Below are 14,046 nucleotides of genomic sequence, written 5' to 3'. Positions count from 1 at the left end.
CGAACCTCGGTTTGAAGCCTTACCAAAACCCGGTAAGTCTCCAAACTCGCCCGGTGGTGTAATGGCTAAAGCCATAACGCCACACCCACAGCGGCTTAATATTCTCATTCCCTCCGACTAATTACTCCAACGCTCAATATTCATTTAAATCGGGGATAATAGCTAGGTCGATGGTATTTAATTTTTTTTCATTTATTATCTTAACTAAAATAGGAACTGCACCACACTTGAGATAATCAGGCGTGATACAACCCCTATTCGATTTTTCCGATAAACTTTATTTATTCATTTTCTGCAGCATCAACTGCTTTGATGACCGCATTTCTAAATCCATATTCTTCCAAAGCTGCCACTCCACGGATTGTTGAACCACCTGGGGAAGTGACTTCGTCTTTTAATGCTGAAACGTTCAAGTCGGATTGTTTAGCTAATTTGCTTGCACCGATTGCCATTCCAATTGCGGCATCGTAAGCGAGTTTACGACTCAAGCCATGTTTTACCCCGGCGTCACTTAAAGCTTCTATAAAGACGTCTAAGAAGGCAGGAGAACAGCCAGCGACGGTTCCTAGAATTCCTAATTCATTTTCGGGTACTTCAACTAATTGACCTGTATAGCCAAGTACTGAACCGATTTTCTTCTTATCTTCAGCTGTAAAGTCATCTGAATATGTAATTCCAGTGAATCCGGCACCAACTTTGACAGGTGTATTAGGAATCGCATGCGCAACTTTGACATCGCCTAAAACTTGCTTGAGATGCGTTACAGAAGCGCTACCTGTAAAGGCTACGATCAACTTTCCTGCAGCAATTTCCTTTAATTCTTTCAATACACTGTTCAAAGCGTCAGCTCCAACAGCAATAAAAATAATATCTGTTTCAGCTAATTGCTTAACTTTTTTGACTACTTGAAATCCTAATTGATCACTCAAAATTTCAGTTCGATTTGAACGGCCACCTTTTACGATGATATCGTCAGAATTGAAACCATTCTTTACTAGACCCGTTATAACGGCTCCACCAATACTACCAGCACCAATAAATCCAATCATAAGATTTTCTCCTTTATCGAGGTTCTATAGTTCTATTATATTTAAAGATAATTCCCTGACAAATCAAATGCAATAATTATCTAATCTTACGAGTTTCGTGTATTCTTTTTGTATAGCTTGTGGTGCTCCCATTTACAGAATTGGGAAATATTCAAAGATTTTTATATTCAGACCATTTTTGACAACGAAATATAATTTATGCGACCATTTATAAATAAGTTTAATTTTCAGTAAATAACTATTGTAATTTCGTAATTTCAAATTTAGAGGGGGAGAATATTATGATTGCACACCGTACGAGAGCTCAACTTAAAACCGAGGTTAAAAATTTACTTCGGAGTAATTGGAAAAAGGCAATTTTGCTTTATCTGATTCCCTTAATTATCTTTGCTACAACTGCTGCGTATAACGACGGGCGAATGCATGTCAGCGCTCAATACGACATTAACAGTTTTGCATCTTTTGCGAGATTTAGTTCTTCATTTGGAATCATCAGTTTTCTCATTAGTTTGGTTTTCTTACTAATTAATCAATCAGCTAATTTTAGAGCTTTAGACTGGATGGACGACAAATCGCTTGAGTTCGACCCAATTAAAAGCAATTTCACTTACTTTAGAAGTCCTGACTGGTGGCAATTGATTTTCATTTATGTCATTACTAGTCTCTTCACCTTACTTTGGTCACTGTTGTTAATTATCCCTGGAATCGTCAAGGCTATCGGCTATTCACAGACTTACCTGATTTACAAAGATCTCAACGACCGTGGTTTGACCGATGGATTTTCATTGACGACTTATATTACAAAAAGTCAGCAATTGATGATGGGCAATAAATGGCGCTATTTCATATTACAATTGAGTTTCATCGGTTGGTGGATTCTCGGATTCATCACTTTAGGAATCGGATTTATCTGGATTTTTCCATACTATAAGCTGACTATGGTGAACTTTTATCGTGATTTAGTTGAAAAAAACGCTGACTATCTTTAAGGTTGCCGTCTCCGGTTGTCAGATATTTCGCCTGCTGTGAGGACCGGCATGAGCCAAAATGCGGTCTCGTGCCTCGCTTTGAAGCCTTGCAAAGTACCGCAAGTCTCCAAAGTCGCCCTGTTGTATAAGGCCTATCGTCCTTATACAACCTTCACTGCTGGTGAATATCTGACAACCTCCGACTAAATTATTTTTACTTTGAATTTTAAATTAAAGTTCTAAATAAAAGTGCCAAGCAATTCCATTTTGGATTGCTTGGCACTTTTTAGTCCATACTAACGAGCATTGCTAATTAAGTATGCGAGATTTTTATATCAATTACACTCAATTACTACGGATTAATTAGTCGTAAGAGCTGGGAAATATTTGGATGCCGTGGTTCGAGACCGTATTTTGGCTCGGACCGTTCCACACAGCTTGAGAATATTTCCCAGCTCTGGAGACGGCACCTTATTCCACAATTGCGTACAAATCGGCGTTATGAAATTTTCCGTCAGAGTAAATCTCGTCTTTTAATTGGCCCTCTAAAACAAAGCCAACTTTTTTAGCCACTGCATTACTGGCCACATTGACGCGTTCAGCCAGCAATTTAATCTTATGTAATCCCAATTCATCAAATCCAATTGACAATAATTTTTCCAAACAGTCCGTCATAACGCCGTTACCCTGATACTCGCCACCAAGCCAATAGCCGACCTCAGCGTGTTGGTTAGCTCGGTCAATATTATGAAGGTCAATCATCCCTACTGCTTTGCCATCAATGATAATACTGGCATTCCAAAGCTTTTGGTCTTCCATTCTCTCCTGGCAATAGGTTAAAAATTTGCGCTCATCTTCAACTGATCTCGTTGCATCGCCCCAAGGCATAAACTTAGCCAACTGTGGACGTGTCTTCTCAATCTGCTCATAGAGACTTTCTGCATCAGCTGGATCAACTAAACGCAATTTAACATTTTCCCGAACTGACCATTCATCCATAACATCACCGCCATTACTTATTTTGTATAACGGTATACCACATCATGCAATAACTGTACAACTGGAACTTGGGCTTTATCGTTATAGTATTTGGCAAATCTATCATCTGCTAAATACATATCGACCAATCCTCGGTGAGCTTTGGAATTATACTTTGACCAAGTGAATTCTAACCACTGTTTATGCTCTTGATAAATCTGGGCAGCTAATTCAGAATCCAAATCTGGGTGCTGTTTTAACTCAACCAAATTCGTAATCAATTGCTTTTCAAGTTCTTTCATCTTTTCAAAGTCACTTTCACTCAAGTTCGCATATTTTTGATTGGACTTTTTGACTGTCTCTTCGCCGTATTGCTCACGAATCTCTTGTCCAAATTTAGTCTCATTTTCTGAAAGTTGCTTTTGCTTAAATGCTTGAAATTTTTCTGTATCTGTCATTTTTATTTCCCCTCGATAATCCTTTATTGTTTTTTCAATGCTTGTTAGGAGCGTATTGATTTCTTTTTGCTTAGCTTGCAACAGTTGTTGCTGCTCAATTAATGCCTGTATCCTCGAAAAATCTGGATCGTCCAAAAGTTGCTTTATCTTACTTAATGGAAAGTCCAGCGAACGGTAAAACATAATTTGCTGTAATTTATTTACATTTTTTTCATCATAAATTCGGTAATTATTTTCATTAACCTCATTCGGCTTTAACAAACTTATTTGATCGTAATATCTCAAGGTACGCGTACTGATACCGGCTAATTCTGCTAATTTTTTTATTGTATATTTCATAAATATTTCTCCTAACAAAATGCATTTTAAAGGTTTACGTAGCGTCAAGGTCAAGTAAAACTAGTAGAAATTGCCACCTTTTTTCAGGATTCCTGTTAATATAGGGATTAACAATTATTAGGTGGGTGACTATATTGAATGAATTTACTCAAGTTTTAACTATCGCTGGTTCCGACTCTGACGGAAGTGCCGGAGCACAAGCTGACTTAAAAACATTTATGGCCTGTGGTACTTATGGAATGTCCGTTCTTACTGCTGCTGTTGCTGGTAACTCATACGGCATTCACGATAGCGTAAATATGCCAGTTAGTTTTATCCAAAGTCAAATCAAAGATATCAAAGATGACTTCAAAGTTTCTGCTTTTAAAACTGGTATGTTATCTGATTCAGAAATTATTCACACCGTAGCTGACGCTATTAAAGACAAGCCTTTCGGTACATTCGTACTTGACCCTGTTATCATCACTAAGCATGGGGCAATGTTGCTTGAAGCTGAAGCTTATCAAACTCTAATCGATGAATTATTCCCTCTTGCTGATTTAATTACTCCTAATTTTTACGAAGCCAAGAAACTTTCTGGACTAGAATTAGAAAATAGAGAAGAAATTATTAAGGCTGCACATAAATTACGCAAATTGGGACCAAAAAATATTATGATAAAGGGTGAACATAGCGACGACTCAATTTCCGAAGTTGAAGACTACGTTCTACTAGAAGATGGTCAATCATTCTGGATCTCTGAACCTTATGTCAAAACTGATCACATCAATGGTACTGGTGATACTTTGTCATCATGTATCGTTGCTGAAGTTGCTAAAGGCAAGAGCATGGAAGATGCCATTAAGATTGCAAAAACATTTACTTACAATGCTATTAGACATGAAATCGCAGTAGGCCATAAATATGGTCCTATTAACCATTTTATAAAGGATGATATACAATAGTATTTGTTAGTAAAATTTGGAGGTTTATCTATGGTAAGAATAACGAAAATTTCTGCCGGAATTTTATTACTTATACTATCAATTGTGTTAATGATCAAAGCAGGTTTTGAAGGATTCATCGCGGCGCTAGTGGGAACTGGTGCTATTGGTGGAGCAGCAGGAATTCTAATGGCTATTACCTATATTATTGCTGCCGCTATTTATATTTTAACCAACCGAACATACAGCATCGTGCCCGACATCGTGGGATTTGTCATCCTTATCCTCGGTGGTTTGATGGGATTATTCAACGCCAGTATGCCCGGAGCGGGATTCTTAAAAATTTGGGCTTGGGTCGGCATCATCATTGGTGCAATCGACTTGATCATTGTTATTGTCGATATGATTATGAATCCAGTTTCTGACGAAGAGCCGGAAGAACCAGAACAGTTCGACAATAATAATCAATTTGCTAATCAGCAGAATAATCAGTTTAATCAACCACAGTTCGACCAACAAAATCAATTCAATCAACAACCAAATTATGGCTACAATCCTTATCAAAATAGCAACCAAGGTTTCAATCCAAACCAAGGTCAACCAAATAATCAGTTCAATCAACCGAACCAATTTAATCCGCAACAAAATCAATTTAACCAACAACCACAAAGTAATCGTCAACCTATGAATCAACAGCCTATGAATCAAAATGGCAATTTCAATAACGGTAACTTTAATCAACAACAACCTAACAATAATCGCATGAATAATGGCTATAATAATCAAGGCCAATTTCCAAATCAACCAATGGGTCAACAGCCTATGAATCAGCAACAACCAATGAACCAAAGACGAGGCAATTTCCAACAACCTCAAGCAAACAATCAATTTAATAACCCTAACCAATACAACAATGGTCAAGGTCAATTCAATCAACAAAATCAAAACTACACTCAAAACAATCAAGGATTCAATCAGCAACAAGACCAACAACCTAGAGGATTCAACAATCCTAATCAAGGCAATCAACAGTTTGGTCAAGGAAACCAGATGCAATTAGGCGCCCCACAACAAAATCCTAATGCACAGAATCCCAATATGAACCGTTCAAGAAGTCGTAGTCATCACTAAAGATGGCAAAAAAAGTCGCCCTCAATTAGAGGACGGCTTTTTTTGTATTCCTTTGCTTTATAAAAAGTTCTATATCTAAAATGTCCGAATTTTCATTCTTATTTTGAAATAACTAAAACGAATTTTTTATATACCTTTTGTATATAAAATCCAATCTATAATCTAACCAAACTGACTCATTAACAACTAAAATAAAAGCCAATAAACTAGCCTCCTGTTGGGAGTGATTTTCACCAACTATGGATGTGGAATTAGGGCTTTAACCCTTACTCCACCGGGCGAATTTTGAGACGCGGGCTTCGGCTCAAAAGCGAGGCTCGAGACCGCACCTCAGGCTCGGACCGGTCCTCATAGCAGGCGAAAAATCACTCCCATTCGGAGGCGGCATATTTCAATAAAAAATCCGCTATAATTTATAACTATTTTTCTAAATTGGCAACCTTTTCATTTTCGTAAAATATCTTTATGAATAATGGTGCGAAAAAAACTTTAAAACGGTTATATTCTATATGTAAGATCAATATATAGAATTATCGCTATTTTTAGACAAGTTACATTCTAGAACAACTCCTAATCGCCGTGATTACTAACTTTTGGGAGCTTTGGAAACCTTTTTTTCACAAGTGTAATTGTTGCGAAATATTTTAATTAATCATATGATAAATCTGTATATAAATAGGGTTTTAATTAATATGTTTTAAGGAGGTCATTACCATGCTCAGTGTTGGTTTAAGCATTGTCTCTTTGGCACGTTTTCAATTTGCTATGACGACTGTCTTCCATTTCTTCTTTGTTCCATTTTCAATCGGAATGGGCTTTCTAGTTGCCATCATGGAAACTATTTACGCTGTCAAAAAAGATAAAGTTTACTTAGATATGGCAAAGTTCTGGGGAAAGATTTTTCTTCTGAGTTTTGCTGTTGGTATTGTTACTGGTATCATTCAAGAATTCCAATTCGGTATGAATTGGTCCGAATACTCACGTTTCATGGGTGATGTTTTCGGTGCTCCACTAGCTATTGAAGCATTGTTGGCATTCTTCATTGAATCTGTCTTCATCGGTATTTGGATGTTTACTTGGGATCGTTTCAAACCAGGGGTTCATGCCTTTATGATTTGGATGACTTCAATTGGTACAATGTTGTCAGCTATTTGGATTTTGGCTGCTAACAGTTTCATGCAACATCCCACAGGTTTCAAGATTAATAACGTAACTGGTCGTGTGCAATTGACAGACTTCGGTGCTGTGATTTCCAATCCACAACTTTGGAGAGTCTTCCCACACGTTATCATCGCTGCCTTTATGACTGCGGCTGTTGTTATCACAGGTATGAGTGCTTATGGACTATTGCGCAAGAAGAAAGCTGAAAATCATTTCTTCAAAACATCCCTACGCTTTGGTCTTTGGGCAAGTTTAATTTTCGCTATTTTATCCGCTGGTGCCGGAGATCTTCAGACTCAACAAATCATCAAAGATCAACCAATGAAATTTGCTGCTACTGAAGGTGTTTACGAAGACACCAAAGACCCAGCTCCTTGGACAGTTGTTGAATTGATCAATGCCAAGGACCACAAGGCAAGCGGTCAAATCGAAGTTCCTGGCGTCTTAAGTATCTTGGCATATCACAAACTCAGTGGTTCTGTTAAAGGTATGAACACCATCAACAAAGAAATGCATGCTAAATATGACAAACAATTTGGTAAGAACATGGACTACTATGTCCCACCTAAGACTCTATTCTGGAGTTTCAGAGTTATGACAGGTATCGATGCTTTGATCATGTTAGTCGCATTTGTCGGTTTGATTTTCTCACGCAAGAAGAAAGATACAATTGAAAGTCACAAGTGGATGCTTGTAGTCTTAGGACTCTGCATTTGGGTTCCATTTATCGGTAATTCAGCCGGTTGGTTCATTACTGAATTTGGTCGTTACCCATGGATTGTTTACGGACTATTCACAATTGCTCAAGCTGTTTCTCCAACTTCAACTGTTGCTACATTGCTATTCAGTAATATCATTTACTTCTTGCTCTTCACACTTTTGGGTGGCGTTATGATTGCTTATTCAAGACAGACTCTTCACCACGGACCATATTATGAAGAAGCTGACTCCAAGCAAAACGTCGATCCATTTGCAAAGGAGGCGTTTGGAAAATGACACTCAGCACATTATGGTTTATCGTAATCGGACTTCTATTTTCCATCTTTCTATTCTTGGAAGGATTTGATTTCGGTGTCGGCATGTCAACTAGATTTCTAGCTAGAGACGACTCTGAAAGGGCTGCTATCATGTCATCAATCGGACCCCACTGGGACGGTAATGAAACATGGTTAGTTACAGCTGGTGGTGCCATGTTTGCTTCATTGCCAATGTGGTACGCTTCACTATTCTCAGGTTATTACATCTTATTCTTACTTGTTTTGGTCGGTTTGATTTTACGTGGAGTTTCCTTTGAATTCCACAAGCACGCTGAAACAAGCACCGGTAAAAACCTTTGGATGTGGTCATTTTTCATTGGTAGTATCTTGCCACCATTCTTCCTATGTATGATTCTTTTGAGTATGGTTCAAGGTATTCCAATGAACGCTAATGGCGACGCCTTTCCAAAATTCTTCGACGTAGTTAACTTGTTATCTGTTGTCGGAGGTGTTGCTGGCGTCTTGCTTTCATTAGTTCACGGTTTAAACTTCATCAGATTAAGACTTGCTGGCCCATTGCGTGATCGGGCTCGCAATTTAAATAAAATTCTTTACCCAATTCTCTTCCTTGGCGAAGTAGTCTTTGCGGTACTTGTTTTCTTCCAAACAGACTTCTTTACTAAGAGATTTGCCTCATCACTCATCATCACAGCCCTAATTGTTTTATTCTCACTATTAGGCTACTATGGAGTCCTAAAGAATAGAGAAGGCTGGAGCTTTGCTGGTAGTGGATTATCACTAAGTATGGTCATTGTTCTATTGTTCAACGGACTATTCCCTCGTGTAATGATTGCTACTAACCCCGCACACAGTATTTTGATCAAAAACGCTGCTAACTCACAATACACGTTAACGATTATGACAATTGTGGCATGTATCTTGGTACCAATTGTGGCTATCTACTTCATTTGGTCATACTCTCTATTTACAAAGAGAATAAATCCAAGAGAGAATACGGTGAAATATTAATGATAGATAAGCGATTATTTCGCTTACCTGGAACAAAAAAACTACTTCTAGTGCTTGCAGGATTAACTCTCTTGCAAGCATTTGTTGTTTTATTCCAAGGTAAGTATTTAGCAGAAGCATTAGTTAATTCATGGGAACAAAAGTCATTGCAAACAATCATCTATCCAATGGTTCTTTTTGCGATAGCTTTTATCCTGCGACACCTCTTTAATTTGATCAATACTAAAATAGTTGAAAACTATGCGGGCAAAACTTCAGAAAATATTCGTTCACAACTATTGGAGAAGGTCTATAACGCCGGTCCAGAAATGATTTCTGAAGAAGGTACTGGTAATTTGGTAACTTCCTCACTGGACGGTATCGACCTTGTCGAAAATTACTTCAAATTGATTTTTACCAAGTTGATGAACATGTCAATTATTCCCCCAGTCCTGCTGATTTACATTTACACTCAAAATATTGCCTCAGGAATCACTTTGACGATTATCGTGCCATTAGTAATCCTCTTTATGATCATCCTAGGACTCGCTGCACAGTCAAAAGCTGATGCTCAGTATAAACAGTACACAATTCTTTCAAATCACTTCTTAGACGCTCTTAGAGGCTTACCAACGTTAAAGATGTTGGGACTAAGTAAGCGCTATGCTAAAAATATTTACACAGTCAGTGACGAATATCGTCGTCGGACAATGAATACTTTGCGGATTGCGATTCTTTCGACTTTTGCCTTAGATTGGTTGACAACTTTAGGAATCGCCGTCTTGGCTGTCTTTCTAGGCTTGGGACTAATTAATAACAGTTTCCCCCTCTTCCCTGCCTTAGTTACCTTGATTTTGGCACCAGAATACTTTTTGCCATTACGCGATTTTTCAAACGATTATCACGCTACTTTGAATGGTAAAAATGCCTTGAATTCTATTTTTGAAATATTAGATTGTCCTAGTGCCGCTAAAAATGACACACTAAAAGACTTCACTTGGGATAAAGATTCTCAAGTTGAACTAAACAACCTTCAATTCACTTACAAAGGTGTCGGTGAAAAAGAAGTCAGTCTCGATATTGACCAGCTCAAGTTATCTGGCTATCACCGTATCGGCGTTATAGGAAAATCTGGTTCTGGTAAAACAACCTTGATTCGGGCGATTGGTGGCTTCTTAGTTCCTGATAGTGCTGACATCAAAATCAACCAACAATCAGTTCCTAACTTCAAACAACAAAATTGGCAAAATAAGCTGACATTCTTACCACAATCTCCATATCTATTTGCTGGCTCAATTGCTGAAAATATTGCCTTCTATCGTCCTAAAGCTTCATTGGATGACATCAAAAAAGCCGCACATGCGGCCGGTTTAGACGATTTTCTCAAGGTCTTACCTGAAGGTTATGACACCAAAATTGGTGAAGGTGGACGTGGTATTTCTGGTGGTCAGCAACAAAGAATCATGTTGGCTCGTGCCTTTCTAGCAGATGATCGCCATGTCTTAATTTTTGACGAACCAACTGCCCATTTGGATATTGAAACAGAGTATGCCTTGAAGAAACCAATGGAGAAATTATTCCAAGATCACTTGGTTATCTTCGCCACACACCGACTTCACTGGATCAACGAAATGGATTACGTTATCGTTATGGATAATAGTCAAATTGCTGAACAAGGTACACCTGACAAGCTTCGTGACCATAACGGTGCCTTTTCACAACTAATCAACAATATGCGAGGTGATCAACTATGAATTTCTTCAAGACATTCAAACATGACACTTGGGTTAAACCCTATATCAAGCAATACAAGGGATTGTTGATCACTGCCCTATTATTGGGACTGTTGACGTCATTCTGTGCAGCCGCATTAATGTTTACTTCTGGCTACACAATTGACAAAGCTGCCACACATCCAATCAATATCTTGTTAATCTACATTCCCATCTTACTGACACGTGCCTTTGGTATTGGTCGTCCAGTTTTCAAATATCTCGAACGACTTAAGAGTCACAACTGGGTTTTACGTGTTACATCAGATTTGAGAACGCGACTATACAAAACTTTGGAAAGTGACGCCTCATTTTTCTCTGAACATCATAAAACTGGTGACATCATGGGACTGCTTTCTGAAGATATCAGTCACCTACAAAATTTATATTTAAGAACTATTTTTCCAACTGTTATCTCATATCTTTTAACAATCATTGCTTCAATCGCCTTAGGAATCTTCAATCCATCCTTTGGATTCTTTGTTTTCCTACTGCTATTTATTGAAGTATTTCTTGTTCCATTATTCTCAGTCTCCATTGAGAGTGCCCGCCGTTCTTATCAAAAATCAGTCAAAAGTGACCTGTATATTCAATTGACCGATAACATCATGGGTGTCGACGATTGGGTGATTTCTGGTCGTAAAGCTGACTTTAAAAATTTAACTTCACAAAATATTGCCAATCTAGATAAATCCAAGAATAAATCAAAATCTTTTCGTCGAAACCGTGACTTCGGTTTACAATTGATTTTTGCGGTGCTTGTCATCTGTTTCCTAATCTTTACCAATCTAACGATGACCAATGGACAAGAGCAGGCTAATTTCGTCTCAGCGGTCGTCTTAGCCATTTTCCCACTGTCCGATACAATCATTCCTGTCAGTCAGGGATTCGAGGAGTGGCCTCAATATAGAGACTCTATCGAGCGTTTAAATACTATCAAACCAATTCCCAATAATTTGCCCAAGCAAGTTACTTTGAATCCAAAAGATTTCGAATCAATTTCAGTTGATAATATTACTTTTGAATACGATTCAAACTCACCAATTTTAATCAAGAATTTCTCACAAACAATTAAAAAAGGTGAAAAATTAGCCTTACTTGGTCCCAGCGGTATTGGTAAAACTACTATTCTACAGTTGATTCTAGGGGACCTCTCACCACAACAAGGCCAAATTAGAATCAATGACTTGGATATTTCACAAATCCAAGAGAAGCGCGAAAGTATCTTCTCAGTCTTGAATCAAAAACCATTCTTATTCAATACGACATTGCTGAATAATGTCCGTTTAGGTAACGAACACAAGTCTGATGCCGAAGTTAAAAAAGCTATCGAGCGTGTTGGTTTAAAGCCATTAGTTGAATCCTTACCTGACAAATACAATACAATTGTCGGCGAAAATGGATCACGTTTTTCTGGTGGTGAACAAGAACGGATTGCGTTAGCGAGAATCTTATTGCAAGATGCACCAATCGTCCTATTGGATGAACCTACTGTTGGACTCGATCCAATCACAGAAAATGATTTACTAGAAACATTCTTCGATGTTCTAAAAGATAAAACTATTATCTGGGTCACTCACCATTTGCAAGGTATTACTCACGTTGACCACGTGGTCTTCATGAATAACGATGCCATTGAAATGGAAGGTGCTCCTGAGGAGCTTTATCAAACTAATAAACATTTCAAAGAACTCTATCAAATGGATCAAGGATATTAACCGTTATAACGTTACAATAAGTCTGACTCAGAAAATGTCAGGCTTATTTTTTTACAAAAAAAATACACGAAGGAGTCTTGTCCAACGTGTCTTTATTCAGCTATTAATGAAAAACTGCACCATTGATAATACCGATAGAACCACCCAATAATGATCCTCGCGATGATGATTGAAGTTGATTCAGAACCTTATTCTGTTCCTCACTGAAATGGTACTTCTTGGCTACTGCCATATTTTGCAGTTTGCGATTCAAATCCTGAACCGCTTCAGGAACCTGCTTATACTTTTGAGTATCCTTTTCAGGTTTATTTATCTGATTATAAGTTGCTTGAATTGCACTTTTTACAGACATATCATCCTTGGAAACAGACTTGTTCAACTTTTCTAAAAGCTCATTTATCTTGGCTAATTCAGCCATTTTCTTTTCATTACTCATTTGTTCACCTAAATCACCTAAAAGTTAACTAACTAGATTTTAGAAATATTTATGAAACACATAATACTACTAAAACTAATCATTACCAGAGCCATACTATTTAATTCGGTTGATCAGCTTCTTAACCACTGCCTTGAGTACCCTTTGACTAGTATTCTTTGGCAATTTGTCAATCTCTGTCAAAGCACGTTTGGTGTAGCCTTGGGCAATATCTTTTGCTTGATTGAGATACCCTTCGTCAACAACAATATTGGTGGCCTTTAAATCATCATCAGCTGACAATTTATCTTTCGATAAGACTTCTATCAGTTGCTTATTTCCCGCTTCCAATCCTAAAATGTAAGGGAGCGAATAAACGCCATTTTTCAAATCTTCATGTACCGGTTTACCCGTTTGCACAGAATTACTGAAATCCAAAATATCGTCGATAATTTGAAAAGCCATACCAATATCATGGCCAATACCTTTACAACGCTCAGTCAACTCCTGATTACCACCACTAACGATGGCACCCATAGTCGCACTGAGGCTGAAAAGTTCAGCTGTTTTTCCTGAAATCTCAGTTAAGTACATATCGGTTGTCGCTTTAACATTGAAGTTGATCAACATTTGGTCCAGCTCACCGATTAGGATTTTTTTCATACTTAGAGCGTTACGAAGAATGTCGTTATTATCTGCCAAATTCCGTGAAATAAGCTCAAAGTATAACGTAAATAAGTAATCTCCAGCATAGATAGCGTTACGGCGACCATATTTTGTATGAATAGTTGGTTGCGAACGGCGTAACGGTGAATCGTCGATTACATCATCGTGAATCAGTGTCGCAACATGTAATATTTCTAACGACGCTGCCAAAGGAATCAATTCGGCTGTGGTCTTTTTGTTTTCACCAAAATCACTGAACAGCAAGAAGAAGGCTGGACGTAACATCTTGCCACCAGAAGTTAAATCTATGATCATGGAACTTATGTCGAGATTATTTATTTTCACTGCTTGGTGAATGTAGTCAGTCGTTAAATCCAACTTTTCCCCGAGTTGAGGATAACTTTTCCATATTTTGTTCGCCATAAACTCTCTTCTACCCCTGTATTACTTTGTTGTATTCTAAAATAATTCTATAATAGGATT

Annotated in this window: 12 protein-coding genes; 7 read left to right on the top strand and 5 right to left on the bottom strand. The window is 37.9% G+C overall.

Translation table 11 applies throughout. The features are described 5' to 3' along the window. Positions 1–281: 281 nt before the first annotated feature. Complete coding sequence (gene proC / locus JP39_RS12020; protein WP_041498993.1) at positions 282–1,049, bottom strand: pyrroline-5-carboxylate reductase; 768 nt, start codon at positions 1,047–1,049, stop codon at positions 282–284. 281 nt (positions 1,050–1,330) lie between these two features. On the opposite strand from proC, the gene JP39_RS12015 reads away from it, so the two are divergent. Further along, the gene (locus JP39_RS12015) at positions 1,331–2,038 is read left to right on the top strand and encodes a DUF975 family protein (protein ID WP_041498991.1); all 708 of its coding nucleotides are present in this window, start codon (positions 1,331–1,333) and stop codon (positions 2,036–2,038) included. A gap of 450 nt (positions 2,039–2,488) precedes the next feature. Here the strand turns inward: JP39_RS12015 and JP39_RS12010 are convergent, their stop codons facing one another. Then, positions 2,489–3,016, bottom strand: a complete 528-nt coding sequence (locus JP39_RS12010) for a GNAT family N-acetyltransferase (RefSeq protein ID WP_041498989.1) — start codon at positions 3,014–3,016, stop codon at positions 2,489–2,491. 17 nt (positions 3,017–3,033) lie between these two features. Then, complete coding sequence (locus JP39_RS12005; RefSeq protein WP_041498988.1) at positions 3,034–3,792, bottom strand: MerR family transcriptional regulator; 759 nt, start codon at positions 3,790–3,792, stop codon at positions 3,034–3,036. 131 nt (positions 3,793–3,923) lie between these two features. Here JP39_RS12005 and thiD point away from each other — a divergent pair, with 131 nt between their 5' ends. The 6 genes from thiD to cydC all read left to right on the top strand — a co-directional run bounded on the left by thiD (position 3,924) and on the right by cydC (position 12,482). Next, positions 3,924–4,736: a bifunctional hydroxymethylpyrimidine kinase/phosphomethylpyrimidine kinase gene (gene thiD / locus JP39_RS12000; protein WP_041499159.1), complete on the top strand. Its 813-nt coding sequence runs from the start codon at positions 3,924–3,926 to the stop codon at positions 4,734–4,736. A gap of 30 nt (positions 4,737–4,766) precedes the next feature. Beyond that, positions 4,767–5,846, top strand: a complete 1,080-nt coding sequence (locus JP39_RS11995; RefSeq protein ID WP_041498987.1) for a hypothetical protein — start codon at positions 4,767–4,769, stop codon at positions 5,844–5,846. A gap of 714 nt (positions 5,847–6,560) precedes the next feature. Further along, entirely contained in the window at positions 6,561–8,003 is a 1,443-nt protein-coding gene (locus tag JP39_RS11990) for a cytochrome ubiquinol oxidase subunit I (RefSeq protein WP_041498985.1), read from the top strand. Continuing rightward, positions 8,000–9,013 carry a cytochrome d ubiquinol oxidase subunit II gene (cydB, locus tag JP39_RS11985; RefSeq protein WP_041498984.1) on the top strand — a complete coding sequence of 338 codons (1,014 nt, stop codon included), beginning with the start codon at positions 8,000–8,002 and terminating at the stop codon, positions 9,011–9,013. Before JP39_RS11990 ends, cydB begins: the two co-directional genes overlap by 4 nt. Then, on the top strand, positions 9,013–10,746 hold the full coding sequence (gene cydD, locus JP39_RS11980) for a thiol reductant ABC exporter subunit CydD (protein ID WP_041498983.1): 1,734 nt from the start codon (positions 9,013–9,015) through the stop codon (positions 10,744–10,746). The genes cydB and cydD overlap by 1 nt, the downstream gene beginning before the upstream one ends. Continuing rightward, entirely contained in the window at positions 10,743–12,482 is a 1,740-nt protein-coding gene (cydC, locus tag JP39_RS11975; RefSeq protein ID WP_041498981.1) for a thiol reductant ABC exporter subunit CydC, read from the top strand. Before cydD ends, cydC begins: the two co-directional genes overlap by 4 nt. Before the next feature lie 103 nt (positions 12,483–12,585). Here cydC and JP39_RS11970 read toward each other — a convergent pair whose 3' ends face one another. Together JP39_RS11970 and JP39_RS11965 are read right to left on the bottom strand one after the other, a co-directional pair. Continuing rightward, positions 12,586–12,918: a bacteriocin immunity family protein gene (locus JP39_RS11970; RefSeq protein WP_048699259.1), complete on the bottom strand. Its 333-nt coding sequence runs from the start codon at positions 12,916–12,918 to the stop codon at positions 12,586–12,588. Between the two features lie 96 nt (positions 12,919–13,014). Further along, positions 13,015–13,986, bottom strand: coding sequence for a polyprenyl synthetase family protein (locus tag JP39_RS11965; protein WP_041498980.1), 972 nt, complete (start codon positions 13,984–13,986; stop codon positions 13,015–13,017). Positions 13,987–14,046 lie beyond the last annotated feature (60 nt).

The sequence above is a fragment of the Companilactobacillus heilongjiangensis genome (assembly GCF_000831645.3).
GTDB lineage: Bacteria > Bacillota > Bacilli > Lactobacillales > Lactobacillaceae > Companilactobacillus > Companilactobacillus heilongjiangensis.
The sequence above is the reverse complement of the archived record's forward strand: the minus strand, read 5'-3'. Positions and strand labels throughout refer to the sequence as shown.